Source organism: Mycobacterium sp. Aquia_216 (genome assembly GCF_026723865.1).
Lineage (GTDB): Bacteria > Actinomycetota > Actinomycetes > Mycobacteriales > Mycobacteriaceae > Mycobacterium.
Window position 1 is genome coordinate 80,728 of record NZ_CP113529.1, and the last position, 24,784, is coordinate 105,511.

Annotated in this window: 29 protein-coding genes, 1 tRNA gene and 1 pseudogene; 14 read left to right on the forward strand and 17 right to left on the reverse strand. The window is 65.8% G+C overall.

Annotation, left to right across the window (positions count from 1 at the left end; genetic code table 11):
* Positions 1–51: 51 nt before the first annotated feature.
* The 3 genes from OK015_RS00400 to OK015_RS00410 form a co-directional block, all read right to left on the reverse strand.
* The gene (locus tag OK015_RS00400) at positions 52–252 is read right to left on the reverse strand and encodes a limonene-1,2-epoxide hydrolase family protein (RefSeq protein WP_268128408.1); all 201 of its coding nucleotides are present in this window, start codon (positions 250–252) and stop codon (positions 52–54) included.
* Between the two features lie 12 nt (positions 253–264).
* A complete protein-coding gene (locus OK015_RS00405) occupies positions 265–1,038 on the reverse strand; it encodes an SDR family NAD(P)-dependent oxidoreductase (protein ID WP_268132353.1) in 774 nt (257 codons plus the stop codon).
* 62 nt (positions 1,039–1,100) lie between these two features.
* A complete protein-coding gene (locus OK015_RS00410; protein WP_268128410.1) occupies positions 1,101–1,721 on the reverse strand; it encodes a TetR/AcrR family transcriptional regulator in 621 nt (206 codons plus the stop codon).
* A gap of 147 nt (positions 1,722–1,868) precedes the next feature.
* Here OK015_RS00410 and OK015_RS29155 point away from each other — a divergent pair.
* A pseudogene (locus OK015_RS29155) lies at positions 1,869–2,006 on the forward strand (isomerase); the annotation flags it as partial.
* Between the two features lies 1 nt (position 2,007).
* On the opposite strand, the gene OK015_RS00420 reads toward OK015_RS29155, so the two are convergent.
* Positions 2,008–2,331, reverse strand: coding sequence for a diguanylate cyclase domain-containing protein (locus tag OK015_RS00420; RefSeq protein WP_268128411.1), 324 nt, complete (start codon positions 2,329–2,331; stop codon positions 2,008–2,010).
* 42 nt (positions 2,332–2,373) lie between these two features.
* Between OK015_RS00420 and OK015_RS00425 the strand changes: the two genes are divergently transcribed.
* From OK015_RS00425 to OK015_RS00440, 4 genes are all read left to right on the forward strand, one after another.
* On the forward strand, positions 2,374–2,571 hold the full coding sequence (locus tag OK015_RS00425) for a hypothetical protein (protein ID WP_268128412.1): 198 nt from the start codon (positions 2,374–2,376) through the stop codon (positions 2,569–2,571).
* 272 nt (positions 2,572–2,843) lie between these two features.
* Positions 2,844–3,473, forward strand: coding sequence for a TetR/AcrR family transcriptional regulator (locus OK015_RS00430; RefSeq protein WP_268128414.1), 630 nt, complete (start codon positions 2,844–2,846; stop codon positions 3,471–3,473).
* Between the two features lie 270 nt (positions 3,474–3,743).
* Positions 3,744–4,502 (forward strand): alpha/beta fold hydrolase, encoded by a 759-nt coding sequence (locus OK015_RS00435; protein ID WP_268128416.1) that lies wholly within the window; start codon positions 3,744–3,746, stop codon positions 4,500–4,502.
* 162 nt (positions 4,503–4,664) lie between these two features.
* Positions 4,665–5,912: an MCE family protein gene (locus tag OK015_RS00440; protein ID WP_442791255.1), complete on the forward strand. Its 1,248-nt coding sequence runs from the start codon at positions 4,665–4,667 to the stop codon at positions 5,910–5,912.
* 65 nt (positions 5,913–5,977) lie between these two features.
* Here OK015_RS00440 and OK015_RS00445 read toward each other — a convergent pair.
* The 3 genes from OK015_RS00445 to OK015_RS00455 all read right to left on the reverse strand — a co-directional run bounded on the left by OK015_RS00445 (position 5,978) and on the right by OK015_RS00455 (position 7,073).
* Positions 5,978–6,067 (reverse strand) — tRNA-Ser (locus OK015_RS00445).
* Between the two features lie 29 nt (positions 6,068–6,096).
* Positions 6,097–6,555 carry a nucleoside deaminase gene (locus tag OK015_RS00450; protein ID WP_268128418.1) on the reverse strand — a complete coding sequence of 153 codons (459 nt, stop codon included), beginning with the start codon at positions 6,553–6,555 and terminating at the stop codon, positions 6,097–6,099.
* Positions 6,552–7,073 carry a tRNA adenosine deaminase-associated protein gene (locus tag OK015_RS00455; RefSeq protein ID WP_268128420.1) on the reverse strand — a complete coding sequence of 174 codons (522 nt, stop codon included), beginning with the start codon at positions 7,071–7,073 and terminating at the stop codon, positions 6,552–6,554. Before OK015_RS00455 ends, OK015_RS00450 begins: the two co-directional genes overlap by 4 nt.
* Before the next feature lie 131 nt (positions 7,074–7,204).
* On the opposite strand from OK015_RS00455, the gene OK015_RS00460 reads away from it, so the two are divergent.
* On the forward strand, positions 7,205–8,149 hold the full coding sequence (locus OK015_RS00460) for a prephenate dehydrogenase (protein ID WP_268132356.1): 945 nt from the start codon (positions 7,205–7,207) through the stop codon (positions 8,147–8,149).
* On the opposite strand, the gene OK015_RS00465 is transcribed toward OK015_RS00460, so the two are convergent.
* From OK015_RS00465 to OK015_RS00485, 5 genes are read right to left on the reverse strand one after another with little or no spacing between them, the layout of a single operon-like run.
* Positions 8,112–8,666 carry a putative glycolipid-binding domain-containing protein gene (locus tag OK015_RS00465; protein WP_442791256.1) on the reverse strand — a complete coding sequence of 185 codons (555 nt, stop codon included), beginning with the start codon at positions 8,664–8,666 and terminating at the stop codon, positions 8,112–8,114. The genes OK015_RS00460 and OK015_RS00465 overlap by 38 nt on opposite strands.
* A gap of 47 nt (positions 8,667–8,713) precedes the next feature.
* Positions 8,714–9,457: an ABC transporter permease gene (locus tag OK015_RS00470; protein ID WP_268128423.1), complete on the reverse strand. Its 744-nt coding sequence runs from the start codon at positions 9,455–9,457 to the stop codon at positions 8,714–8,716.
* Positions 9,454–10,140: an ABC transporter permease gene (locus OK015_RS00475; protein ID WP_268128425.1), complete on the reverse strand. Its 687-nt coding sequence runs from the start codon at positions 10,138–10,140 to the stop codon at positions 9,454–9,456. Before OK015_RS00475 ends, OK015_RS00470 begins: the two co-directional genes overlap by 4 nt.
* Before the next feature lie 2 nt (positions 10,141–10,142).
* A complete protein-coding gene (locus OK015_RS00480; protein WP_268132358.1) occupies positions 10,143–11,234 on the reverse strand; it encodes an ABC transporter ATP-binding protein in 1,092 nt (363 codons plus the stop codon).
* A 22-nt stretch (positions 11,235–11,256) separates the two neighbouring features.
* The gene (locus OK015_RS00485) at positions 11,257–12,204 is read right to left on the reverse strand and encodes an ABC transporter substrate-binding protein (RefSeq protein ID WP_268128427.1); all 948 of its coding nucleotides are present in this window, start codon (positions 12,202–12,204) and stop codon (positions 11,257–11,259) included.
* Between the two features lie 102 nt (positions 12,205–12,306).
* Between OK015_RS00485 and OK015_RS00490 the strand changes: the two genes are divergently transcribed.
* Positions 12,307–12,720 (forward strand): LapA family protein, encoded by a 414-nt coding sequence (locus OK015_RS00490; protein WP_268128429.1) that lies wholly within the window; start codon positions 12,307–12,309, stop codon positions 12,718–12,720.
* On the opposite strand, the gene OK015_RS00495 is transcribed toward OK015_RS00490, so the two are convergent.
* Positions 12,717–13,763 (reverse strand): phosphotransferase family protein, encoded by a 1,047-nt coding sequence (locus OK015_RS00495; RefSeq protein ID WP_268128431.1) that lies wholly within the window; start codon positions 13,761–13,763, stop codon positions 12,717–12,719. The genes OK015_RS00490 and OK015_RS00495 overlap by 4 nt on opposite strands.
* Before the next feature lie 9 nt (positions 13,764–13,772).
* A complete protein-coding gene (locus OK015_RS00500) occupies positions 13,773–14,381 on the reverse strand; it encodes a histidine phosphatase family protein (RefSeq protein WP_268128433.1) in 609 nt (202 codons plus the stop codon).
* Between the two features lie 117 nt (positions 14,382–14,498).
* On the opposite strand from OK015_RS00500, the gene OK015_RS00505 reads away from it, so the two are divergent.
* From OK015_RS00505 to OK015_RS00530, 6 genes are all read left to right on the forward strand, one after another.
* Positions 14,499–15,155, forward strand: a complete 657-nt coding sequence (locus tag OK015_RS00505) for a class I SAM-dependent methyltransferase (protein ID WP_268128434.1) — start codon at positions 14,499–14,501, stop codon at positions 15,153–15,155.
* 51 nt (positions 15,156–15,206) lie between these two features.
* Complete coding sequence (locus tag OK015_RS00510; RefSeq protein WP_268128436.1) at positions 15,207–16,253, forward strand: phosphotransferase family protein; 1,047 nt, start codon at positions 15,207–15,209, stop codon at positions 16,251–16,253.
* A gap of 1 nt (position 16,254) precedes the next feature.
* Positions 16,255–17,013 (forward strand): SDR family NAD(P)-dependent oxidoreductase, encoded by a 759-nt coding sequence (locus tag OK015_RS00515; protein ID WP_268128438.1) that lies wholly within the window; start codon positions 16,255–16,257, stop codon positions 17,011–17,013.
* A 94-nt stretch (positions 17,014–17,107) separates the two neighbouring features.
* On the forward strand, positions 17,108–18,415 hold the full coding sequence (locus OK015_RS00520) for an acyl-CoA dehydrogenase family protein (RefSeq protein ID WP_268128439.1): 1,308 nt from the start codon (positions 17,108–17,110) through the stop codon (positions 18,413–18,415).
* Positions 18,412–19,023 (forward strand): TetR/AcrR family transcriptional regulator, encoded by a 612-nt coding sequence (locus OK015_RS00525; protein ID WP_268128441.1) that lies wholly within the window; start codon positions 18,412–18,414, stop codon positions 19,021–19,023. Before OK015_RS00520 ends, OK015_RS00525 begins: the two co-directional genes overlap by 4 nt.
* Positions 19,023–19,991, forward strand: coding sequence for an NADPH:quinone oxidoreductase family protein (locus tag OK015_RS00530; protein WP_268128443.1), 969 nt, complete (start codon positions 19,023–19,025; stop codon positions 19,989–19,991). Before OK015_RS00525 ends, OK015_RS00530 begins: the two co-directional genes overlap by 1 nt.
* Before the next feature lie 10 nt (positions 19,992–20,001).
* Here the strand turns inward: OK015_RS00530 and OK015_RS00535 are convergent, their stop codons facing one another.
* Positions 20,002–21,882, reverse strand: coding sequence for an alkyl/aryl-sulfatase (locus OK015_RS00535; protein ID WP_268128444.1), 1,881 nt, complete (start codon positions 21,880–21,882; stop codon positions 20,002–20,004).
* 166 nt (positions 21,883–22,048) lie between these two features.
* On the opposite strand from OK015_RS00535, the gene OK015_RS00540 reads away from it, so the two are divergent.
* On the forward strand, positions 22,049–22,525 hold the full coding sequence (locus OK015_RS00540) for a lipoprotein LpqH (RefSeq protein ID WP_268128446.1): 477 nt from the start codon (positions 22,049–22,051) through the stop codon (positions 22,523–22,525).
* On the opposite strand, the gene OK015_RS00545 is transcribed toward OK015_RS00540, so the two are convergent.
* Both OK015_RS00545 and OK015_RS00550 read right to left on the reverse strand, forming a co-directional pair.
* Entirely contained in the window at positions 22,518–24,032 is a 1,515-nt protein-coding gene (locus OK015_RS00545; protein WP_268128447.1) for a sensor histidine kinase, read from the reverse strand. The genes OK015_RS00540 and OK015_RS00545 overlap by 8 nt on opposite strands.
* The gene (locus OK015_RS00550; RefSeq protein ID WP_268132359.1) at positions 24,010–24,714 is read right to left on the reverse strand and encodes a response regulator transcription factor; all 705 of its coding nucleotides are present in this window, start codon (positions 24,712–24,714) and stop codon (positions 24,010–24,012) included. Before OK015_RS00550 ends, OK015_RS00545 begins: the two co-directional genes overlap by 23 nt.
* Between the last annotated feature and the right edge of the window lie 70 nt (positions 24,715–24,784).

Here is a 24,784-nt window from a genome sequence, read left to right on the forward strand (position 1 = left end):
CGGCGATGGCGCCGTCGTCAAGGCGCTCGACGGTGATCGCGGGATCGGCGCTCACGCGCTCGCCCCGGGGGAGCCTTCGGCGAACCCCGCGACCATCGCGGCGGACACCATGGGGTCGTCGAACTCGCGCCAGAGGGTGATCTTCCCGTCGCGGAACTCGAACACGCCGATGTAGTGGAATTCGAATCGGACATCGTCGTGCAGTTCGCCGATGACCGCGTCGAGGTCGAGCGCGCTGTCTATGTCGGTCATGACCAAACCCTTCTACCGGGCTACCATTCCGCCATCGGCGATGATGGTCTGACCGGTGATGAAACTTCCCGCGTCGGAAAGCAATAGGAGTGCCGGAGGCACCATCTCGGCGGGCTCGGCGATTCGCTTCAGCAGCGCCGCGGCCTTCATCACCTCGAGGAACTCCGGCGGGTTGGCGCGCGCCATGTCGGTATCGACCGAGCCGGGCGCCAAGGCATTGACCCGAATTCCCTGCGATGCGAACTCCGCGGCCATGGATCGCGTGAACGACACCATCGCGGCCTTAGCCGCCGCATACATCGACACCGCAGGCGAATAGATGAAGGCGCCGGCGGATACCACGTTGAGGACCGACGCGTGCTCGCTGTTGCGCAGGTGCGGCAGCGCCGCCTGAATCAGGAACACCGGACCTTGCAGGTTGACCGAGAACGACTTCGACCACGCTTCGGGTGTGAACTCACCCAGCGGCAGCGAAAGCGCATTGGCGGCGTTGTTGACCACCATGTCGATTCCGCCGAACTCCGCGACGGTGGCGTCGACGAGACGCTCGATGGCATCGAGGTCACCCAGATGTGTGGGGACGCCGACGGCGCGCCCGTCGCCCAGCGCCTGCAGCTTCTCGGCCGCCGCGGCGCACGCATCCGGCTTCCGGCTGGCGACGACCACATTGGCCCCGCACTCGGCCAACCCCTCGGCGATCGATAGCCCGATGCCGCGCGTGCCGCCGGTGACGATGGCGGTGCGGCCGCTGAGGTCGAAGAGTGCGTGCAGCGAATTCTTGGTCAGGGTCACCGATGCCTCCTCCGCAGCGCCATTACCTTACACAACGTAAGGAAACTAAATGATAGTCACTCACCGGCAGTGATCCCATGCACGATCAATGACCACAGATGGGCGATCAGTTCGGACTCTCCGAGTGCCTTGTTCACCGAGGTGTGCAGCGTGACGGCACCGCGCACGGTATCCATCAGCGCGCTCCCGTCGACGTCGGACCGCACCAGGCCCTCGGCCTTTCCGCGTTCGATCAGGCCAACCCACCGTGCCCGGATCGGCGCCATGTAGCGTGCTTCGACCTGTTCGACCAGGTCGGGCCGGCGATAGAGCACGGTCGCGACACCCGGCATGCCGGCCAGATATGCGGGATCGGATTGGACGCGGACCATCCCGGTGATCAGGCCGGTCAACGCCTCGGCGAAGGGGAGTTCGTCGATCGCGGGAAATTCTCCGGGTGCGGAAAAGATCGCATCCTCAACGAGCGCGAACTTGCTGCCCCAGTGTTCGTAGACAAACGGCCGCGACACCCCGGCATGACGCGCCACACCGGCCAGCGTGATTTCGTCGTAGCCGTTGGCGATCAACAGTTCACGGGTCGCGGAGATGACCGCCGCGCGGCGGTGCATGTCGCGCGGGCGCCCACGCGTGGCGTCTTCGGCGGTCCCACCGCTGTCGCGCTGTGCGGCCGGCGTCATCGTCGAACCATACCCAGCCAATAAAGGGCGGGCGCGTGGAACCGGACGCTGCTGGTTCGCGGCGTGACCCAGTGTCTGACGGGACGTCACTGATTCGTACAAAATCGATCCGGATTCGCTGCACAACATCGCCAGAGAAGTTGTCGGGAGTACCGTCGCGGGGCGGTCGTCACCACGCTGCCGTTCGCGATGGTGGACTCGCTGTTTAGTGTCACTGGAACTCGAATCCGTCCGCCCTCGACGGTCGAGTTCGCCAAGCTCGTCTCCCAGCGACTTGGCCGCTGATTCAGACCGCGATCTGGTGGTGGCGAATTTGGTTGCTCCCGCACCGTTTGGCTTCGTACATTGCGTTGTCGGCGTGAGCAACCAACCGGCGAAAAGCTTGATCCGCAAAGTCGGAAACGATGCTGCGCAACGCCAGGGTGGCGATTCCGACGCTAGCGGTCACGGGGGCGTTGGTTCCGGCCACGGCGTCACAGAGGTGTCGACCCCACCCGACCTTCTGCTCTGCTGTCACGATGTCGGCGATCAAGAATTCCTCACCGCCGACCCGACCGACCACGGTGTCGCCGCAGGCAGCGTTCAAGGCGCCGGCAACCACCCGGAGCATGAAACACACTCAGCCGGCAGTCGGCGTCCACAAATCCGGGCGGTGCACGTGATCTTCGCCGGTGCCGCAACCATCGCGGCGCTCTCGGGGCTCGGCGTCGCGGTGCCCGGAGCTGCCGAGACCGCTATCGCGTGGGGTGCGGGGCAGCTGGCGGGCAGCGGATTCGCCGCAGACGACCCATCGGATCCGGGGTGGAATGCCGATCCGGGTTGGGATTTTCAGCCGTCCCCCGAGAACTAACCGATGCAGCTTTAGCGGTCACGGCGGGATTAGGCGTTGGCCAGCCACCGTTGGCCCAGCGCGTCGACTCAGCGTTGGATGAGCGGATTAAGCCCGCCGATATTCCGTTAGCCGGCGTGCACCCTTGAGCGTTCCGCGCGACGCACCGGCCAGGCAAAGCCGGGAGTGAAACGGAGCGTGACTGAAGCGCCACCACGGCGGAAGGCCACAGATTCCAGTGCGGCCGTGACCTCTCGGAACACAATTGGCTGAGATACACTGCCCGCGTTGCTATGAAGCGGAAAGCTGATGTCGAGGGGCGCCGCCGCATTCTGTGTGATGCCGCGATCCAACTCCTTGCCGACGAAGGCGCCAAGGGGCTCACACATCGCCGGGTGGAGCGACAGGCAGGGCTGCCCGACGGCACGACGTCATCGTATTTTCGCACCCGCTCGGCGTTGCTCCGCGCAACAGCTGAGCGCGTGGCCGAGCTGGACGCCGTCGATTTCGAAGCCATCATGCTGCGGTGCGCTGCGCCAGATGCCGTAGCGACGGCCACAACTTTGTCGGTACTCGCCGAAATGGTCGTTCATTCGGCGACCGGCCCCGGCCTAGCTCGGTCGCGGGCGCGCTACGAACTGGCGTTGCATGCGCACCGAGACGACGTGCTGCAGGGCGCCATTCAGGATGCGATTGCGGGTTTCGTAGCGCTGAGTGAACAGGCGGTCACACAGCTGCAGCCCGGCCCTGTCGATCGCGCTCTCGTGGAAAAGCAGGCCCGCGCGATCACCACCTTCATCAACGGCGTAATCGTCCGGCAGGTATTCGGACATCCGGGCGTCGACAGCGCCGAGGAACTCACCCAGTTGCTGCACGCGCTGGTTGCCGGAGTCGCCGCTACCCACCACGTGCACAACGGCTAGTTCTGACCGAAGGGCACGGCAAATCGGCATGTCCCTGTACGCGTATGTATTTCTACAAACGTAGGATTTTTTTCCTACATTTGTAGAAATCGTGTTACGGTCTGGGCTCATGGGTCACCGCGTCGCCGACTCCGGCGAGGGTGCGCACCAATCCCCGGCCCGCGCAAGCGATGTCCGCGTCGGGGATGTGCACACTGCGGCACGAACTAGCGGGTTGCTCGGCATCGACCGCTTCGGCCTCGACGCACCTGGGCCGGGAAGGAAGGATCTATGCGTTTCGTCCTCGTGCACGGTGGCTTTCACGCTGCATGGTGCTGGGAGCGGACCATTCTCGAACTCCACCGCCTCGGGCACGACGCGGTGGCCGTCGACATTCCCGGCCACGGCACGCGCCTTCACGAGGAATCCACGCTTGCCAACCGACGCGACGCCATCGTTGGCGTTCTACGGCCAGGAGATGTCCTGGTCGGCCACTCCGGAGGTGGTTTCGACATCACCTTGGCCGCAGACGCAGCCAGTGACCTCGTCGCCCACATCGTTTACCTGGCCGCCGGGTTGCCTCGCGAGGGCCGCACCTACCCCGAGGCGATGGCGATGCGCGACTCCGAGGACGGTTCGTTTGACGCCGACGTCGGAGAGATGTTCGGCCACTTGCATTTCGGCGACGACGGCGCCATGAGCTTCGCCACCTTCGAAGGCGCGTGGAAATACTTCTACCACGACTGCGACGAGCAAACCGCACGATGGGCGTTTGAGCGCTTGTGCCCGGAACGGTTCGGCGACACGACGACCACACCCGTATCGGTACCCCGTTTCTGGGCAGCCGACCTGCCTCGCAGCTACATCCTGTGCCTGCAGGATCGCTCCAAGCCACGGTGGCTCTCCGATGTGGTGATCAAGCGCCTTGGCGTCGAACCACTGACCATCGACTCCTCGCATTCGCCGTTCCTGAGCCGGCCGGCCGAGCTTGCCGGACTGCTCGTCGCCGCGACGACCACCACACCGATAGGCCCACTGATCCCGCCGTAATCACACCGGAAAGGAATACATCCTGCTGATCCACATGTATTTCGGCGGCTCCAACGGCAACTTCGACCTGTCCGGGTAGGAGAGGTTAGGAAAAGGAAAGTGACGGATCACCCCGGGCGTCGCCCCTTCGACCGGTTTGAAACCGCAAGTGCGGCAACGTTAATCACGCGGGCCGCGGTTCGGCGGGTGGTCACCATCGGTTGTTGTGTGGTGTTGTCGGCGACGGGATGCGAATTCCATGGCCTGAATTCGCTACCGCTGCCGGGGGCGGTCGGCCGTGGGCCGGGGGCTAACGTCTACCACGTCGAGCTGCCGAATGTCGGGACGATGGAATCGAATTCGCCGGTGATGATCGACGATGTCGTGGTCGGCAGTGTCGGTGCGATGCGGGTGCAAGGTTGGCACGCCGACGTCGAGATCTCGGTCAAGCGCGATGTCGTCGTGCCGGCCAACGTGATAGCCAGCGTCGGTCAGACCAGCCTGCTGGGGACGATGCATGTGGAGCTCAATACGCCGCTGGGCCAGTCGGGAAGCGGGCGGCTGCAGCCGGGGGCGACCATCCCGCTGAGCCGGTCGACCGCCTACCCGTCGACGGAGCAGACGCTGTCGTCGCTGGGCGCGGTCGTCAACGGCGGGGGGCTGGGACAGATCGGGGAGATCGTCCATAATTTCTCGGCCGCCCTGTCGGGGCACGAGGGCGCGTTTCGTGATCTGATTACTCGCCTCGACACGTTCGTGGGAACTCTGGATGATCAGCGGGACAACCTCGTTGACTCGATTGAGGCGCTGAACCGGCTTGCGGCCACCTTCGCCGGTCAACGCGACGTCATCACCGAGGCGCTGCACAAGATTCCGCCCGCGCTTGATGTGTTGCTCAAGGAGCGCCCGCGCCTGACGGCCGCTCTGGAGCACCTTCGGGTGTTCAGCAATACCGCCACCCGGTTGGTCAACGACGCCCAGGCCGACCTGGTCAAGAACCTCAAAAACCTGGAACCGACCATCAAAGCGCTCGCCGACGTCGGACCGGAGTTCGGCACGGCGATCGCGGCCGGGTTCGTGTTCCCGTTCACCCAGAACTTCGTCGACCGCGCGGTCCGAGGCGACTACTTCAACATCACTGCCGAATTAGACCTGACGATTCCACGGCTCAAGCGGGGATTGCTGTTGGGAACCCACTGGGGACAGCCGGATATGCCCATACCACCCGAGCCCGGCGACCCGTACCGCTTGAAGTACACCCTCGACCCGTTGGATAACCCCGTGCGGCCGCCGTGGGTCGATCCCAATGCGCTTCCCCTGCCCGGGCCGCCGCCGGGTATCCCGCTTCCTGGCCCGCCACCGGCACCGGTGCCTGACGCGGATCTTGGTCAAGCGCCGCCGGCAACGGCACCGACGGGAGGTGGTGGATAGATGCCGACGCGCATCGTTCGGATCCACTTGGTCAAGCTCTACCCGCGCTTTCGCGCCGGTAGTTGTGGCGGTGGCGGAGGGATTTGAACCCTCGGACGGTTTTAGCCGTCACACGCTTTCGAGGCGTGCTCCTTAGGCCGCTCGGACACGCCACCGCCGAGCAGCTTACCCAACCAGCACCCACTCACCCCAATCGCTGGCGGGCGAAGAACTCCTCCAGCGGCGCGGCGCACTCCCGCGCGAGTACACCACCGCGCACCTCGGGGCGGTGATTGAGCCGACGGTCGCGAACTACGTCCCACAGCGAGCCGACCGCTCCGGTCTTCGGTTCCCACGCGCCGAACACCAACCGGGCGACGCGGGCCAGGACCAGGGCACCCGCGCACATCGTGCAGGGTTCGACGGTGACGGCCAGCGTGGCCCCCTCCAGCCGCCACCCGTCACCGAGCGCTGTAGCCGCCGCGCGCATCGCCAATACTTCCGCGTGCGCAGTCGGATCACCGAGGGCCTCACGGGCATTCACCGCCCGGGCGAGTTCAGTTCCGTCAGCAGCGACGACCACCGCGCCGATGGGCACGTCGCGGGGGCCCGCCGTTGCGGCGGCTTCCAGCGCGGCGCGGATCAGTTCGTCGTCATTGATCACCGATTGAGGCGGTCGACCACCGCCGACAGCTGGTCGGCGAAGCCCATCTCGCGGGCGATGCGACCCAATTGCTCGTCGGCGTAGAGGTCGCTCTCGTCGAGGATGACGCCCAGCACCGCCTCGGGCAACCCGATGTCGGACAACAATCCGAGGTCGCCTTCTTCGAACGGCTCCGAATCCTCCAGGTCCTCGGGATCGATGTCGGCGTCCAGGCTGTCCAGAACTTCGGCGGCGATGTCGTAGTCCAGTGCTGCTGTCGCATCCGACAGCAGCAGCCGGGTTCCCGACGGCGCCGGGCGCACGATCACGAAGAACTCGTCGTCGATGTCGAGGAGCCCAAAGACTGCTCCCGCGCTGCGCAGTTCACGCAGTTCTGTCTCGGCGGCAGCCAGACTCGTCAGCGATTTGGGAGCCAGCACAGAACAACGCCATTGGCCCTCTTCGCGTACGACGGCGACGCCAAAGCCGTCCGGTGTGTCCACGGACGGGCCTTGCGTTGCGGCCCGCTCTCGTCCCATGGGCGCCTACGCTAGTCGCTGACCAGGCGGCTTGACCAGACAGCGCAAACCGGCGAGGCGACCTCGGACGGCCGTTGTCCATCTAACTGTGCCAACCTTGGACTGTGGCGTGGACTCCGACGAAGACCCCGGTGTGCGTGCTGGGGTTGGGACTTATCGGCGGTTCGATCATGCGGGCGGCCGCGGCCGCCGGCCGTGAAGTGTTCGGCTACAACCGGTCGGTGGAAGGTGCCCACGGAGCGCTCGCCGACGGCTTTGCCGCCACAACCGAGCTGACCGACGCGTTGACCCGCGCCGCCGATACCGGAGCCTTGATCGTGTTGGCTGTGCCGATGCCCGCCCTGCCGACGATGCTCGCCCATGTCAGCGAATTGGCCCCCAAGTGTCCGCTCACCGACGTCACCAGCGTCAAAACGGCGGTGCTCGACGAGGTCGTAGCGGCCGGCCTGCGGGACCGATTTGTCGGCGGCCACCCGATGACCGGGACCGAGAGCTCGGGGTGGGCGGCCGGCCACGCCGGATTGTTCACGGCGGCACCGTGGGTAGTCAGCGTCGACGACTACGTGGATCCGGTGGTGTGGTGGATGGTGATGACCCTGGCGCTGGACTGCGGCTCGGTGGTGGTGCCGGCCAAATCCGACGAGCACGACGCCGCGGCGGCCGCCATCTCGCATCTACCGCACCTGCTTGCCGAGGCGTTGGCGGTGACGGCCGCGGAGGTGCCGTTGGCCTTCGCACTGGCGGCCGGGTCATTCCGGGATGGAACCCGGGTGGCGGGCAGCGCCCCGGACCTGGTGCGCGCCATGTGTGAAGCCAATGCCCGCCACCTACTCACAGCCGTGGACCGCGTGATCGACCTGCTCGGCCGCGCCCGTGACTCGCTGGACTGGGACAACTCGGTGGCCGAACTCGTCGAGGCCGGCCATGCCGCGCGAATCCGCTACGACCGGTTCCCGCGCTCTGACATCTTCACGGTCGTGATCGGCGCGGACAACTGGCGCGAGGAGCTGGCCGCCGCCGGGCGCGCGGGCGGAGTGATCAGATCCGCTCTGCCAATCCGGGATAGTCCACGATGAACCCGTCGGAGTCGACGCTGACGGTGGTGTCGGCGACCGGGGAATGCAGCTTGATCCCTTCGGGGCCACCTTGCCCGGTATAGCTCACCGTCGCCGCGGTGACGGTCATGTCCGGCACGTTGACGTAGACCACGGGCAATGTGATGGTTTCCGCCCGCTCGTGTAGCCCCAGCCGCCGGATGGGCAGTGCATTGAAGAACGGGCTGAACACCACGTCGACGTCGAGTGCACCGTTGTAGGCCTCGCGTCGCTCCCCTTGGTGGTCGGTGACCATCCACATGTTCTCTTCGTCGCGGGCAATCGCGAGCTGGCGTTCCCGCTCGGCGAGGGTGATCGTCAGCCCGAACCTCTTGGTGGCTCCGCTCTCGTCGGTCTGCACTTCGTAGAAGGCGCCGAAGCCCGGGTTCGTCGCGGTAGCCGCGGCGACGATGCGTCCGGTCGCCTTAATTCGCTTGCCGGACACCTGCACTCGAACCGATTCCATACGGGAGATATCCGGCGCGCGCCAGGTCAGCATCGCGGGCCAGACGTGTTGAGTCGGGTCAGGGGGGCTGTTCACACTCCCTACCGTAAGACGTGGCCACTCGCCGCGGCAGGCTGGTCGGCAACTGGGGTCACCGTCACATCCTCGCGCCGATGAGGCCTGCGTAACCGTCCGGTGCCGGGCACCGAGGCCCAGACCGCCATCGCGAGCAGGCCGTCGAGAATCAGCGCCAACGCCGCAACCATCAGCGCACCGACCAGAGCGAGTTGGAATTCGCGCTCTTTGATGCCGTCGATCAGGTAACGGCCCAGCCCGCCGAGGCTGGCATAGGCGGCCACGGTTGCGGTGGCGACCACCTGCAACGTCGCGTTGCGCAGCCCGCCGAGCATCAATGGCATCGCGTTGGGCACCTCGACCCGCAGCAGCACCTGCGCCTCGGTCATGCCCATCGCCCGGGCGGCGTCCACCACAACCGGGTCGACGTTGGCGATGCCCGCATAGGTACCGGCCAACAGCGACGGGATACCGAGCAGCATCAGGGCAACCAGCGGCGGCCCGAGCCCCAGCCCGAACAACAGCACGCCCAGCAGCAGGACCCCGAGGGTGGGCAGTGAGCGCAGCCCGTTGACCGCGCCCACGACGAGCAGCGTGCCGCGGCCGGTATGGCCGATGATCATCCCGATCGGGACCGCGATCAGCGCCGACGCACCCACCGCGATGGCGGTGTACTCCACATGCTCCAAAATGCGCGCCGCGAGACCGACCGGACCGGTCCAGTTGTCCACGGTGAGCAGATAGGAAACGGCGCCCTGGACGAAGTTCATCGCGCGCCACCCACCACCGGGGCCACCACCCGCCGCCGGCGCGCGGCGGCCCCGGCGCGAGACCACGGCGTGGCCAGGCGGCCGACCAGCACGATCACCATGTCGATGACGACCGCCAACACGAACAGCGCGATGATGCCGGCCAGGATCTGATCGCTCTTGTCGGTCGCGTAGCCCTCGGTGAACCAGGTTCCCAGACCGCCGATCCCGATCACCGAACCCACCGAGACCATCGCGATATTGGTCACCACGACGACGCGCAGCCCCGCGACCATGACCGGGACCGACAGCGGCAGTTCAACTTTCAGAATCCGCTTGAGACGCGAATAGCCGACGGCGGTGGCGGCGTCAAGCACCTGGGCAGGTACCGCGTCCAGCGCCTCCAGGACCGCGCGCACCATCAACGCCGCGGTGTAGGCCGTCAGTGCCACGAGCACGTTGGCCTCGTCCAGGATCCGGGTTCCGATGATCACCGGCAGCACCACGAACAACGCCAGGGACGGGACGGTGAACACCACACTGGCGGTCGCCGTCGTCAGCCGTCGCGGAATCGGTGCGCGTTGCACCAGCACTCCCAGTGGCAGAGCGATCAGCAGTCCGATCAGCACCGGTATCAACGCCATCCGCAGGTGGATCACGGTCAGCGTCCAGGCGTCGTTCAGGTGGGTAAGCAGATAGTGCATGGTCAACTCCGCCGCTGGGATTCGACCGCGGCCAGCACGTCGGCGGCCAGCACCCCGCCGATGACCTTGCCGTCCTCGTCGACGGCGATCCCCACTGTCGAGGGAGACGACAGCGCCGCGTCCAGCGCGTGGCTGAGATTGCTGCCGGGACGGAACAGGGCCCCGATGCCGCTCATGCTGTCGGCCAACGACGCACCGCCGCAGTGCCGCCGCAGGCCCTCGCCATCGATCCAGCCCACCGGGAGCCCGTCGTCGTCGACGACCACCGCCCACCCGACGAGCTCACGATTGGTCAGGCCGCTGGCCGGGAGTGTGTCGACGGCGTGCAACGGCAGGCCGTTCGCGTCGATCAGTTGCAGCCACCGGTAGCCGCGGCCGAGGCCGATGAATCTCGATACGAAGTCGTTGGCCGGCCGCGAAAGTAGTTGGGTGGGTTCGTCGTACTGCTGCAGCACGCCGCCGCGGCCGAAGATCGCGACTTGGTCGGCGAGTTTGAGCGCCTCGTCGATATCGTGTGTGACGAACACGATGGTTTTGTGCAATTCGTTTTGCAGGCGCAGTATTTCGTTTTGCAGCTCGAGACGAACCACGGGGTCGACCGCCGAGAATGGTTCGTCCATCAACAGGATTGGCGGATCGGCGGCCAGCGCCCGTGCCACGCCGATGCGTTGTTGTTCACCGCCGGAAAGCTGCGCCGGATAGCGGTTGGCGAGCTTGGCGTCCAGCCCGACGCGTTCGAGCACCTCGTAGGCCGCCTTGCGGGCTGCCCGGCGCGACTGCCCGCGCAACACCGGTACCGTCGCGACGTTGTCGATGACCCGCTGATGCGGCATCAGCCCGGCATGCTGGATCACGTAACCGATTCCGAGCCGCAGCTGCACCGGGTTGACGCCCGCGACGTCCTCTCCGTCGACCGTGATCGTGCCGGAGGTCGGCTCGATCATCCGGTTGATCATCCGCAGCGCGGTGGTTTTGCCGCTCCCGGAGGAGCCGACGAAAACCGTCAGCTTGCCGCTCGGGATCACCAGACTCAGCTGGTCAACGGCGGTGGTACCGTCGGCGAACTCCTTGCTGACCTTCTCGAAGACGATCAACGCGTAACCTTCCAACCGGTCATCATTGCGCGATCGGATGATTGAAGCCGTTGTCCCGCACCCAGTTTCGTGCTGCCTGGTTAGGATCAATGCCAGAATTGCCGGCGACGGCGGCGTTGAGTCCGGCCACGCCCGCGGTGGTCAGCTTCGCCGAGACCGCATCCAGGACTTCCTTGAGCCGATCGGATTTCTTCTGGGAATTCACCAGCGGCACGATGTTGCCGGCGACGAAATTGTGTTGCGGGTCCTCGAGCACGACCAAATGGTTTTGCGGAATCGCCGGCGAAGTGGTGAAGATGTTGGCCGCGTTCACCTTTCCCTCCAGCAACGCGCGGACGGTCACCGCACCGCCACTGTCGTTGATCGCGATGAAGTTGCCGGGACTGATGTTGAGCGAATACTTCTGCCGCAGCCCGGGCAGGCCGGACGGGCGATTCTCGAAAGCCGAGGGTGCCCCGAATTTTACGTTCGGTGAGTGGCCCGCCAGGTCGGCGATCGTCTTGAGGTGCCACGCGGCGGCGGTCGCGTCGGTGACGCTGACCGTGTCGGTATCGGAAGCCGGTGACGGCGTCAGAATCGACAGGTCACCCGGCAATTTCTGGTAGAGCTCTAATTCCACCGTGTCGAGCATGGTGGCCGCCGAGTGGGGGGCGAAGTACCGCAGCAGATTGCCGACATATTCCGGCACCAAATCGATGGAATGGTCTTTGAGCGCGGGGACATACGTTTCGCGGCTGCCGATACCCATCCGCCGTCCCACATCGAAACCGTTGGCCTGCAACGTTTGTGCATAGATCTCGGCAATGATCTGGGACTCCGGGAAGTCAGCGGACCCGACAACGATGGATCTCATGCTGCGGATCTGCGGCGCCAGCGGATCCGAATTGCTGCAGGACGTGACCAGGCACGCGATCAACAAGCACACTGCCGCGGGGACGATCGCGCCACGCAGACGCCGCAGCATCCTCATAACGCTGACAGTAACGGCAGAACCGGCCGGGCGCTGCGGCCACAAACACGCGGTTTGCCTGGTTTGGTTTCATTCTGGGCGGGATGGGACAAAGATAGATCTATGAGCAGCACCAACCCTGGCTCGCCCGGCAACCAGCCGCCTAAGCCGACTCCGGCGTCTCCCCCTAAGCCCCCTGCGGCGCCTCCCCCTAGCCCGGCCCCAGCGCCTCCTCCGCCGTCCCACGCAGGTACGAAACCCAAGGAACCGGCCATCGGGTTCACCCGAGCCGGGGCCTTGTGGTCAGCGTTGATCGCGGGCTTCTTGATCCTGATTTTGTTGCTGGTTTTCATCACCCAGAACACGACGTCGACGCCGTTCCAGTTCCTGGGGTGGCATTGGAGCCTGCCACTGGGTGTGGCGATTCTGCTGGCGGCGGTGGCCGGCGGGCTGCTCACCGTGGCCGTCGGCACCGGGCGGATCCTGCAGTTGCGCCGCGTCGCCAAGAAGCAGCACGCCGCGGCGTTGCGCCGCTAGCCGGGTAGCTTGGCCAGTTCTCCGAGCCCGCGGGAGATCAGCGGCGCGACGACCTCGGGCATGTGCTCGCTGTCTTTACCGCTGGCCTGATCCGACATGCGCCGGCGGAAGTCGATGCCGGCGGCGATGATAGCGAGCTTGAAGTAGCCCAACGCCATGTAGAACTCCCAATGCGCCAGCGGCAATCCGGAGACGAGCGAGTACCGGTCGGCCAGCTCGTCGGCCGTGGGCAGCAGCGGCGACGTCCAAGCGGCTTGCGCATTGACGATCAGGTCCAGTGCCGGGTCGCGGTACACACACATCAGGGCCGCGTCGGAAAGCGGATCCCCGAGCGTCGAGAGCTCCCAGTCCACCACGGCGCGCACCCGCGTCGGGTCGTCGGCGTCCAGGATGGTGTTGTCGATCCGGTAGTCGCCATGCACGATCGAGGTGCGGCTCTGCTGCGGAATGGCTTGCTGCAGACCGGAATGCAAGCGTTCGACGTCGGCGTCACGATGGTCGTCGGGCAGCCGTACCAGTTCCCATTGCGAGCCCCAGCGGCGCACTTGGCGCCCCAGATAGCCGGTCGGCTTGCCGAAATCGGCCAGTCCCACGGCATTCGGGTCGACGTTGTGCAAGTCCACCAGCACCCGGACCAATGAGTCGACGCACTTGTCGATCACGGTGTGGTTGAAGGCTTCGAGTTGAGTGCGGCGACGAACCACTTGGCCGGCGACGAACTCGACGATCTGGAACGGCGCGCCCAGCACCGAGTCGTCCTCGCACAGCGCGACCGCGCGAGCCACCGGCACGGGCGTGTCCTGCAGTGCCGCCACCACTTTGTATTCGCGGGCCATGTCGTGCGCCGACGGGGTCAGCCCGTGTAGCGGTGGACGCCGCACCAGCCAGTTCGTTTTGTCGTCGTAGACGCGGAACGTCAGGTTGGAACGGCCGCCGGAGATGAAGTCCCCGCGCAATTCGCCGTCGCGTTCGATGCCGAGCGAACGCAGATACCGGTCCAACGCGGGCAGGTCTAGCCCGTCGAGTCGATCAGCCGAAGTCACCGAACTTGTTTACCATCGCTGATTACGCGGCAACAGGTCCCACACGTGTTCGACCCCGTTGACTCCCGCCACGGTCGCCTGGCCGGTCCGCGAGTACAACAATCGAGTCACGGATGCGTAGTCGACGGGAAACGACAACAGCCGGGCCGTCCCGAGGATTTCGTGCAGGAGCAGGTTGATCACACCGCCGTGGCTGAACACCGCGACGGTGTCGTCGGGGTCGCCAGACGCGACGAGGTCGTCCACCGCCGCCACGATCCGCGCTCGGAACGCGTGTTCGTCGACCGCGCTGGGCAGCTGGCCCTGAGCCAACCGCGCCCACTCCTTGGGGTTTTCCTGACGGATCTGCTCGACCGGGATATAGACGGGAAGGTCGCGATCATATTCGGCGAACCGGTCGTCAATCTCGATGGACAGTTGCCGGGCCGCCGCGACCGGTTCCGCGGTCTGGATGGCGCGCCGCTGTGGACTGCTGACCACTCGGGAGATCGGGAACCTGGCAAGGGCCTCGGGCAGGCGCGCGATCTGGGCCACCCCCTCTTCCGACAGGTCCGGGTCGGAACCCTGGCCGTGTTCGCTGCGCAGCGGCAACGCATGCCGGACCAGAAGCACTTGCATGTTGGTGTCCCCTTACAGACGGGAGGTCGGTGGCCGGTTCGCAGTTTCTCATCGCGCGCCGCTGCGGCGCGCGGCCGCCGCCTAATCTGCAAGGAGGTCCATTCGCGAGGAGGACAGATGACCCAGCCGAACATTGATTGGGACGCCGCCTACCGACGGCAATCACCGCCGCCGTGGAGCATCGGAAGGCCGCAGCCCGCATTGGCGATGCTCATCGATCAAGGCAAGGTCCGCGGCGATGTGCTGGATTCCGGTTGTGGCCACGCGGCCCTGTCGCTGGCACTCGCCGCGCGCGGCTACACAGTCGTCGGGCTGGACGCCAGCGCGACCGCGGTCGACGCCGCAGCCACGGCCGCCGCCGAACAAGGACTGACAACAGCAACTTTCAAGCAGGCCGACGTCACCTGCTTTGGCGGCTACGACGGCCGTTTCTCCACCATCGTGGACAGCGGGCTGTTCCACGCTCTGCCGCCCGAGGGACGCCGGGGCTATCTGCAGTCGATCTTTCGGGCGGCCGCACCCGGGGCGGCGTTGTACATCCTGGCGTTCGCCGCCGGTGCGCTCGGAGAACGAAATGGGCCCGGGCCGCGCGGTTTCACCGAAAACGAACTGCGAGAGGCCGTCGCGACGATATGGCAGGTCGACGCTGTTCGCCCCGCGAAGGTCTACGGCAACGACGCTGCCCTTGATGCCGCGTTGCCCAACGTCGAACACGACGACGACGGGCACTTCATGGTGCCGGGTTTCCTGCTCAGCGCGCACAAGCCGGGCTAGCCGCATCGGGGAGAATGCTATTCTCCACACGGAGAGTGGGGTGTGCGGACAATGACGACTGCTGGTGAAACCCAACTGGACGCGGGCGTTCTCGGTCGATGGCTGGACGCCAACGACGCGCCGGGAAGCGGCGAAGAACCGCTGCTGGAACAACTCAAGGGCGGTTCCCAGAACACGCTGTACCTGATTACGCGCGGCGGCGAGCGGATGGTACTGCGGATGCCCGGCGCCCGCGCGGACGCCGCCCGCATCGACGGCTTGCTGCGCGAAATCCGACTGGTACGTGCGCTGTCGGGGACCGACGTGCCGCACGCCGAGCTGATAGCCGCCGACGACACCGGCACGGTGCTCGGCATGCCGTTCTACGTGATGCAGGCAATCGACGGATGGAGCCCGATGGACGGCGGCTGGCAGTCACCGTTCGACACCGATCTCGACGCCCGACGCGGGCTGGCATTCCAACTCGTCGAAGGCGCCGCCAAGCTGGGCAGGGTGGACTGGCGAAGCCAAGGACTCGAGGGCTTCGGCCGCCCGGACGGATTTCACGACCGGCAGGTCGATCGTTGGCTCGCGTTTCTCGACGCCTACAGGGTGCGTGAGTTGCCGGGCCTGAACGAGGCCGCCGATTGGTTGCGCCGCAACCGGCCCGCAAAATACAACGCGGGCATCATGCACGGCGACTACCAGTTCGCCAACGTCATGTTCGCGCACGGCAGCCAGGCCCGACTCGCCGCGATCGTGGACTGGGAGATGACAACGGTCGGCGATCCGCTGCTGGACCTCGCGTGGTCGCTGCTGGGCTACGACGGCGAAAACCCCAAGGGCGACGGATTTTATCTCGACATGCACGGCATGCCGACGCGCAGCGAGTTGCTCAGCCACTACGAGAAAGTCAGCGGGCTTTCCACCGAGAACATCGACTACTACCTGGTGCTGGCCAACTGGAAACTCGGCATCGTGCTGGAAAAGACTTACGCCGCGGGCGTGCGCACCGGAAAAGTCGACCCCAAGATCACCGACGCCTTCGGGCCGATGATCCTTCAGCTCATCGCGACGGCCGCCGAGATGGCGCGCAGCCTGCCGGCGAGGTGCCGCTGAAATGGGTTATGCCGACCAACTTTTCGACCTCACCGACCGCGTGGTACTGATCACCGGCGGCAGCCGTGGACTGGGACGGGAAATGGCGTTCGCCGCCGCCCACTGCGGCGCCGACGTGGTGATCGCCAGCCGCAACTTCGACAACTGCGTCGCCGCCGCCGAGGAGATCGAGGCCGAGACCGGACGCACCGCTATGCCCTTTGGCGTGCACGTCGGACGCTGGGACCAACTCGACGGCCTGGTCGACGCCACCTACGAACGGTTCGGCAAGGTGGACACCCTGATCAACAACGCCGGCATGTCACCGGTTTACGACAAGCTGAGCAACGTCACCGAGAAGCTGTTCGACGCAGTGGTGAACCTCAATCTCAAAGGGCCGTTTCGGTTGTCGGCGTTGGTGGGCGAGCGCATGGTGGCCGCGGGCAGCGGCTCTATCATCAACGTGAGCTCTACCGGATCGCTGCGCCCGAACGGCGGCATCATCCCCTACGCGGCCGCCAAGGCCGGGCTCAACGCGATGACCGAGGGGCTGGCGCAGGCGTTCGGGCCGACGGTACGGGTCAATACACTGATGGCCGGGCCGTACTTGACCGACGTCAGCAAGGCGTGGGATCTGAGCGGCAACGACAACTTCGGCCATCTCCACCTGAAACGGGCCGGCGACCCACGCGAAGTCGTCGGAGCCGCGCTGTTCCTGGCTTCCGACGCATCCAGTTTCACCACCGGTTCGATCCTGCGGACCGACGGCGGAATTCCCTAAACATGGCGATCGCAAGCGCGGCGGAGCCGGACGCTGGGGGCACCTCCCGCTGACGGGGGACGGGTCGCCACAACGAACGAGTAGGAGTATTCGAATGTCTTGGGATTTCTCTACCGAGCCGGAGTTCGAGAAGAAGCTCGCCTGGGTGCGCGAGTTCGTGCACGAAGAGGTGGAGCCACTCGAAGTGCTGTTCCCGGGCTGCGAGTTCCTGCCGCTCAACGACGAGCGCCGGCGGATCGTCGACCCGCTCAAGCAGCAGGTCCGTGACAATGGCTTGTGGGCACCGCATCTGGGCCCGGAACTCGGCGGTCAGGGCTTCGGCGCGGTCAAGCTGACATTGATCAACGAGATTCTGGGCCGCAGCCCGTGGGCGCCGATCGTCTTCGGCACCCAGGCGCCCGATACCGGCAACGCGGAGATCATCGCGCGCTTCGGAACGCAGGAGCAGAAGGACCGCTATCTGAAAGGGCTGCTCTCCGGGGAGATCTTTTCCTGCTTCTCGATGACGGAACCCCAAGGCGGCGCCGATCCGCGCGTGTTCACCACCCGAGCCGTCCGCGATGGCGACGAGTGGGTGATCACCGGACGAAAGTACTTCTCCTCCAACGCGTCTGTGGCGTCCTTCTTCATTGTCGTCGCGATCACCGATCCAGATGTGCCGGTCCACCGCGGCGCCTCGACGTTCCTGATCCCCGCCGGCACCGAAGGGCTGAATCTGGAAGCCAACCACCACCTGGTGGGAGCCGACCCGCACGAGCCGGGGCATTCGCTGGTGCACTACGACGGGGTGCGGGTAGGAGCGGATGCGCTGCTCGGCGAAGCCGGGCAGGGCTTCCTGATCCTGCAGACCCGATTGGCGGGCGGGCGGTTGCATCACGCGATGCGTTCCATCGGGATGGCGCAACGTGCCGTCGACATGATGTCGCGACGCGCGAAAAGCCGCTTTACCCAGGGCAGTCCGCTGGCCGACAAGCAGCTGGTGCAAGAATTCGTCGCCGATTCCTACACCGAGCTGATCCCGTTTCGACTGACCGTGCTGCACGCCGCGTGGCTGATCGACAACGGCGACGAGCAGGGCGCGCGGGCCGAGATCGCCGCCTGCAAGATCCTCGCCTCGCAGGTGTTGAAATCGATTGCGCTGCGGGCGATCCAAGTCCACGGCGCGCTCGGGCTCACCGACCAGCTGCCATTGGTCAACGTGTTGCTGGGGGGTATCGCGCTCGGCCTGGCCGACGGGCCGACCGAGGCACACAAGGTCAACCTGGCCCGGATGCTGCTCAAGGGCTACGACGCCGAGAAAGGTGACTGGCCCAGCGAAATGCTGGAAGTGCGTCGCGACGCCGCCCGGGAAAAATACGGCGCCCTGGTGGGTAGCGTTCCGGCGCACCCACATTCGCCATGATCAGCAGAGTCGCCGCGGCCGTCGAACGCGCGCTCGACGACCGGCAGCGGGGGGCGACCGCGGAGGTCGAACGCATCCTGGTCGCGGCGGTGCGGGTGATGGAGCGCGTCGCGCCCGAGGCGCCTCGGGTCAGTGACATCGTGGCCGAGGCCGGGTCGTCGAATAAGGCGTTCTACCGGTATTTCGCCGGCAAGGATGATCTCATTCTGGCGGTGATGGAGCGGGGTGTCGGGATCGTCGTGTCCTACCTCGAACACCAGATGGCCAAGGAGGCCCGACCGCGGGACAAGATCGCCCGCTGGATCGAGGGCACCCTGGCACAGGTCGCCGAACCGGACCTGATCAGGAAGAGCCGCGCGGCGGCCGGTCAGATGGCATCCGCGACGAACTGGCGTACCGTCGATCACGAAATGATGAACCCACTGCGCGACCTGCTGGTCGAACCGGTTGCGGCACTGGGAAGTACCGATGTCGAACGCGACGTCGAGGCGGTGTTCTGCTGTACGGCGGCGACGATGCGACGCTACATGGGCTCGACCGTTCGGCCCGAGCCCGACGACATCGCACACGTGGTGAGGTTCTGCCTGAACGGATTGGGAGTCGATTGATGCGCGCTGTCGTCTGTCGCAGCTACGGGCCGCCGGAAAACCTGGTGGTCGACGACGTTCCCGAGCCCGTCCCCGCATCCGGTCAGATGTTGGTGCGGGTGCGCGCCGCGGCGGTCAATTTTCCCGACGTGCTGTTCATCGCCGGCAAGTACCAGGTCAAGATTCCACCACCGTTCATACCGGGCAACGAGATCGCCGGGGAAGTGCTCGCCGTCGGTGCGGGCGCGCCGTTTCGCCCCGGCCAGCGGGTGGCCGGAACCACCTTCGGGGCGTTCGCCGAACAGGCGCTGCTCGACACGACTCAGGCGTCGCTCATGCCCGACGACGCCGATTTCGCGTCGGCCGCGGCTTTCGGCGTGACCTACCGCACGGCGTATTACGCCCTGCGCTCGACTGCCGCTGTGACAGAAGGCGATTGGGTCGTAGTTCTCGGTGCCGCAGGTGGTGTGGGGCTGGCCGCCGTCGACCTGGCAGTCGCGATGAAGGCCCGGGTGCTGGCCGCGGCGTCAAGCGCGGAGAAGCTCGAACTGTGCCGTCAACGCGGGGCCGAGGCCGTCGTCGACTACGACCGCGAGGACCTGAAGATGCGGATCCGCGAGCTCACCGGCGATGCGGCCCGGGTTGTGCTGGACCCGGTCGGCGGACAGTATTCGGAGCCGGCGCTGCGGGGTCTGGCGCGCGGCGGCACCTTCGTCACCCTCGGCTACGCGGCGGGCACGATCCCGGCCATTCCGCTCAATCTCGTTCTGCTCAAAGACCTCTACGTGCGTGGCATGGAGATCCGCACCTTCGCGAACGACTATCCCGATGAGGCGGTCCGCGACGAGCAGGAGCTAGCAGCGATGTTCGCCGCGGGAACCGTCCGCCCCTACATCGGCGCGCGATTCCCGTTGGCTGAAACCCCCGCGGCGTTGCGCTACGTGGCCGAACGCAAGGTCCTGGGCAAGGTGGTCATCGACGTCGCATGACCCGGCCCGGCTAAGGCGTGACGATGTTGAATTTCGGGTCGGGTTTGTCCAGCACATCCAGCAACGCCTGCAGTGCCGAGCGGTCTCCAGAGATGTCGAGCCCGGCCGAGGAGGAATCGCCCATCGCCACCGCCAACAGACGAGACTTGCTGTCCAGCTTGACCGTAACGTCTGCCGAGGCGGAGTCGGCGGCGACCTTGCGATAGACAAGCACCCCATTGCGCAGGGTGAGCCGGTAGTTGACCGCCAGATCGGCAAACGAGATGTCGATGGCGAGATCGAGGTCCCAGCTGCGCGGACCGTTGACGCTGATGGCAAGGCTGTCGAAGATTTGCTCCGGCGTCAGTTGACTGAGCATCGACATCGAGGTGGCCGTGGTGGCGGTGCCAAAGTTTCCGCCGCGCAATTCGGTTGCGCCGCTCATGAAGAAGTTGCGCCACGTCGCGTTCTCGGCGCCGTAGGCCAGTTGCTCCAATGTGTCCGCGTACAGTGCGCGAGCCGCGGCGTGATCGCTGTCGGTGAAGATCGCGTGATCTAAAAGTGTTGCTGCCCAACGAAAGTCGCCGGAGTTGAAAGCTGCTTGGGCAAGTTCGACGACTCGGTCGATGCCCCCTATCGCCTCGACATACCGGGGCGCCAGCGACTCCGGAGGATGCGGCCACAACCGGCCCGGATTGCCGTCGAACCAACCCATGTAACGCTGGTAGACGGCCTTGACGTTGTGGCTGACCGATCCGTAGTAACCGTGGGTGTGCCAGGCGCGATCCAAAGCGGGTGGCATCCGGAACATTTCGGCGATTTCGACACCGGTGTGGCCCTGGTTGAGCAGCCGAAGCGTCTGGTCGTGCAGATACGAGTACAGGTCGCGTTGCAGCGACAAGAACTCGACGATGCTCTCGCGGCCCCAGGTCGGCCAGTGATGGGATGCGAACACCACGTCGGCGCGGTCGGCGAAGGTGTCGATCGCCTCGGTGAGATACCCCGCCCAGGCGTGCGGGTCACGCACCAGCGCGCCCCTCAGGGTGAGCAGATTGTGCAGATTGTGGGTGGCGTTCTCGGCCATGCACAATGCACGGAATCGCGGGAAATAGAAATGCATTTCCGCGGGAGCTTCGGTGCCGGGCGCCATTTGAAACTCGATCTCCACACCGTCGATCGTGTGCGTCTCACCGGTCTCCCGGATGTCGATGGTCGGGACGATGATGGCTACCTCGCCAGTGGACGGTGCCTGGCCCAGCCCGCAGCCGACTTGTCCCTGAGGTCCGCGTTCGAGCAGGGTGCCGTACATGTAGGTGGCCCGTCGGGTCATCGCGGGCCCGGCGTAGACGTTCTCCTGCACGGCGTGCGCGGTGAAGCCTTCCGGCGCGAGCACCGCGACCTTGCCGGCATCGACCTGCGCCTGCGAGGTCACGCCCAGCACGCCGCCGAAATGGTCGACGTGGCTGTGGGTGTAGATCACCGCGACGACGGGGCGGTGATCGCCGCGGTGGGTGCGGTAGAGGTCCAGCGCCGCCGCGGCCACCTCGGTGGAAACCAGCGGATCGATGACGATGATTCCGGTGTCACCCTCGATGAAGCTGATGTTCGAAAGGTCAAGGCCACGAACCTGGTAGACCCCCGGCACCACTTCGTACAGGCCTTGTTTGGCGGCCAGGGTCGATTGCCGCCACAGGCTGGGGTGCACCGATGCCGGCGCGGCGCCGCCGAGGAACGAATAGATGTCGTTGTCCCACACCACGCGGCCGTCGGCCGCCCTGACGACGCAGGGAGACAAGGCCGCGATGAATCCACGATCCGCGTTGTCGAAATCCGTTGTGTCATCCCAGGGCAGAACATGTTGGCGATGCGCCGACTCGATGACGGCGGTGGGGGGCTTGGGGTTCACCGGCAATACATTGCCATTAACGCGGCCTTGCCCGAAAGGACGTGCGGAGAGCGGGCCAGTTAACCGGAACGAAACAATTTGTCGGATCCCTTCTCTACGCCCCGGCAAACCCGCATACTGCCGAGATGGCTCTCCAACCTCGGAGGACCGCTACATCGGCAAAGGAGCACAGGTGAAGCGTGAACTGACGGTCGCGGTAGCCGGAGCAGCAATTCTGGTTGCGGGAATTTCCGGCTGTTCGAGCGACAAGAAGAGTTCGAGTGGGTCCTCGTCGGGCGCAAGCACTTCGGCGAGCACCGGCGGAGGCGGCGGCACCAAGGTGATCATCGACGGTAAGGACCAGAACGTCACCGGTTCGGTCGTCTGCTCAACGGCGGGCGGCAGCGTCAACATCGCGATCGGCGGGGCCGCGACGGGCATCGCCGCCGTGCTCAGCGACGGAAACCCGCCCACGGTGACGTCCGTCGGGCTCGGCAACGTCAACGGCGTGACCCTCGCATACGCCTCGGCCGGCGGCGGGGGCAATGCCTCGGCGACCAAGAACGGCAACAGCTACAAGATCACCGGGACTGCCACCGGCGTGGACATGGCCAACCCCACGCAACCGGTGAGCAAACCGTTCGAGATCGACGTCACCTGCTCTAGTTAGGCGAGGCTGCGGGCGGTTGCCATCCGTTGAGCGGCAACCGCACCGTGAACTCGGTATGGCCGGGCGAGCTGTCGACGGTGATCGTCCCGTTGTGCGCCTTGACGACGGCGGAGACGATCGCCAGCCCGAGCCCGGTGCTGCCACCCTTGCGGGAGCGCGAGGTGTCACCGCGGGCAAACCGCTCGAACACCTCTGACTGCAGCGCCGCCGGAATACCGGGCCCGTTGTCGATCACCTGCAGCACGCTATGCGTCGGTCCGGTGTTCAGCCGCGTGGTGACGACGGTTCCCGCACCGGTGTGGATGCGCGCATTGGCAAGCAGATTGGTCAACACCTGATGCAGGCGTGCCGCATCGCCGACGATGATGACCGGTTCCTCGGGCAGATCGAGCTCCCACTGGTGATCCGGTCCCGCAACGTGCGCGTCGCTGACCGCATCGACCGCCACCCGCGATAGATCCACCGGTTCGCGTTCCAGGGGGCGGCCCGAGTCCAGGCGGGCCAGCAGCAGTAGGTCCTCGACGAGGCGCGTAATTCGCTCGGTCTCCGACGCGACGCGGCTCATCGCGTGTGCCACCGCCTCGCGATCGTCGCCCATCCGCTGGGTGAGTTCGGTGTAGCCGCGGATCGCCGCCAGTGGCGTGCGCAGTTCGTGACTCGCGTCGGCGACGAACTGACGGACCCGGGTCTCACTAGCCTGCCGTGCCGACAGCGCGGCCGCGATGTGGTCGAGCATCCGGTTCAGCGCCGACCCCAGTTGGCCCACCTCGGTGGAGGGGTTGGCGTCGGATTCGGGGACCCGCACCGGCATTTCGACCTCACCGCGGTCCAGTTGCAGGTCGGAAACTCTGCGCGCGGTTTGCGCGACGCGGCGCAGCGGCGCGAGTGCTCGCCTGATGATCACCATCCCGGCGATCGTCGCTGCGGCCAGCGCGATTATGGTGACGACCCCGAATATGACCAGCATCTGCAGCAGTGTCGCGTCGACGTCGGACATGGATAATCCGGTGACGATCACGTCGCCGCCGCGCCGGCTCGGGGCGGCCACGACGCGGTACCGCCCGAGGCCGTCGAGATTCAGGGTTACCGGCTTACGGCTATTCGCGATCGCCGCGAGTTGATCCTGGGCCTTGTCGCTCAGCGCAGCGCGGGAACCGATGCTGGTCAGGTAGCCGGCGTCGACCGTCTTGCCGTCGTTGACCACCGCGGCGACCATGCCCGCTGGCTGCCCCGGAGCATCCAGGAACCGCGGACCGGGGCCGGGTCGTGGGTAGGCGTGGTCGTGCCGCCAGCCGGGACGGTTCGGTTCGGGGTACATCAGCGCCGAACGATGCGAGGTCCCGCCCAGTTGTCCGTCGAGCTGTCGCACCAAGTGGTGGTTCAGCGAGAGTTCGGTTGCCGCGGTGATCCCGACGCAGACCAGGGCGAGCACAACGACCTGACCGACCAGAAGCCGCAGCCGAAGCGACCAGACTCGCCGTGTCCTAGCGGGCTGGTTTGAGGACATAACCCGCACCGCGCAGTGTGTGGATCATCGGGTCACGGCCGTTGTCGATCTTCTTGCGCAAGTAGGAGATATACAGCTCGACGATGTTGGACCGACCGCCGAAGTCGTAGCTCCATACCCGATCGAGAATCTGCGCCTTGCTCAGCACCCGCTTCGAATTGCGCATCATGAACCGCAACAGCTCGAACTCGGTGGAGGTCAACGAAATCGGCTCGCCGGCACGGGTCACCTCGTGGCTGTCCTCGTCCAGCACCAAGTCGCCGACCACGAGCTGCGCCCCGCTGTCCACCGTCGTGACCCCGGTGCGCCGCAACAACGCCCGCAATCGAAGCACGACCTCTTCGATGCTGAACGGCTTGGTGACATAGTCATCGCCACCCGCGGTCAACCCCGCGATCCGATCTTCCACCGCGTCCTTGGCCGTCAACAGCAGCACCGGGAGCTGCGGATTCTCTTCGCGCAGTTTGTGTAATACGTCGAGCCCGCTCATGTCGGGCAACATCACGTCGAGCACGACGACGTCGGGGCGTTGGGCACGGGCCGAGGCGATTGCCGATGACCCGTCACTGGCGGTCGCAATGTTCCAGCCCTCGTACCGCAGCGCCATCGACACCATCTCGGCCAACACCGATTCGTCGTCCACGACCAGCACGTTGATTGGCTTGCCGTCCGCGCGGCACATGACAACGCGCTCTACAGAAGTTCGAGGCTGTGTCACAGGTTCCAGTATCCGCGCCCGACTGGGCCGCCGC

Bases quoted from the DNA above. Each gene is read 5' to 3' on its own strand.
- OK015_RS00400 (WP_268128408.1), bottom strand. From the start codon at position 252: ATGACCGACATAGACAGCGCGCTCGACCTCGACGCGGTCATCGGCGAA.
- OK015_RS00410 (WP_268128410.1), bottom strand. From the start codon at position 1,721: ATGACGCCGGCCGCACAGCGCGACAGCGGTGGGACCGCCGAAGACGCC.
- OK015_RS00420 (WP_268128411.1), bottom strand. From the start codon at position 2,331: ATGCTCCGGGTGGTTGCCGGCGCCTTGAACGCTGCCTGCGGCGACACC.
- OK015_RS00430 (WP_268128414.1), top strand. From the start codon at position 2,844: ATGAAGCGGAAAGCTGATGTCGAGGGGCGCCGCCGCATTCTGTGTGAT.
- OK015_RS00435 (WP_268128416.1), top strand. From the start codon at position 3,744: ATGCGTTTCGTCCTCGTGCACGGTGGCTTTCACGCTGCATGGTGCTGG.
- OK015_RS00455 (WP_268128420.1), bottom strand. From the start codon at position 7,073: ATGGGACGAGAGCGGGCCGCAACGCAAGGCCCGTCCGTGGACACACCG.
- OK015_RS00465 (WP_442791256.1), bottom strand. From the start codon at position 8,666: ATGCTGACCTGGCGCGCGCCGGATATCTCCCGTATGGAATCGGTTCGA.
- OK015_RS00470 (WP_268128423.1), bottom strand. From the start codon at position 9,457: ATGAACTTCGTCCAGGGCGCCGTTTCCTATCTGCTCACCGTGGACAAC.
- OK015_RS00475 (WP_268128425.1), bottom strand. From the start codon at position 10,140: ATGCACTATCTGCTTACCCACCTGAACGACGCCTGGACGCTGACCGTG.
- OK015_RS00485 (WP_268128427.1), bottom strand. From the start codon at position 12,204: ATGAGGATGCTGCGGCGTCTGCGTGGCGCGATCGTCCCCGCGGCAGTG.
- OK015_RS00490 (WP_268128429.1), top strand. From the start codon at position 12,307: ATGAGCAGCACCAACCCTGGCTCGCCCGGCAACCAGCCGCCTAAGCCG.
- OK015_RS00500 (WP_268128433.1), bottom strand. From the start codon at position 14,381: ATGCAAGTGCTTCTGGTCCGGCATGCGTTGCCGCTGCGCAGCGAACAC.
- OK015_RS00505 (WP_268128434.1), top strand. From the start codon at position 14,499: ATGACCCAGCCGAACATTGATTGGGACGCCGCCTACCGACGGCAATCA.
- OK015_RS00510 (WP_268128436.1), top strand. From the start codon at position 15,207: ATGACGACTGCTGGTGAAACCCAACTGGACGCGGGCGTTCTCGGTCGA.
- OK015_RS00515 (WP_268128438.1), top strand. From the start codon at position 16,255: ATGGGTTATGCCGACCAACTTTTCGACCTCACCGACCGCGTGGTACTG.
- OK015_RS00520 (WP_268128439.1), top strand. From the start codon at position 17,108: ATGTCTTGGGATTTCTCTACCGAGCCGGAGTTCGAGAAGAAGCTCGCC.
- OK015_RS00525 (WP_268128441.1), top strand. From the start codon at position 18,412: ATGATCAGCAGAGTCGCCGCGGCCGTCGAACGCGCGCTCGACGACCGG.
- OK015_RS00530 (WP_268128443.1), top strand. From the start codon at position 19,023: ATGCGCGCTGTCGTCTGTCGCAGCTACGGGCCGCCGGAAAACCTGGTG.
- OK015_RS00545 (WP_268128447.1), bottom strand. From the start codon at position 24,032: ATGTCCTCAAACCAGCCCGCTAGGACACGGCGAGTCTGGTCGCTTCGG.
- OK015_RS00550 (WP_268132359.1), bottom strand. From the start codon at position 24,714: ATGTGCCGCGCGGACGGCAAGCCAATCAACGTGCTGGTCGTGGACGAC.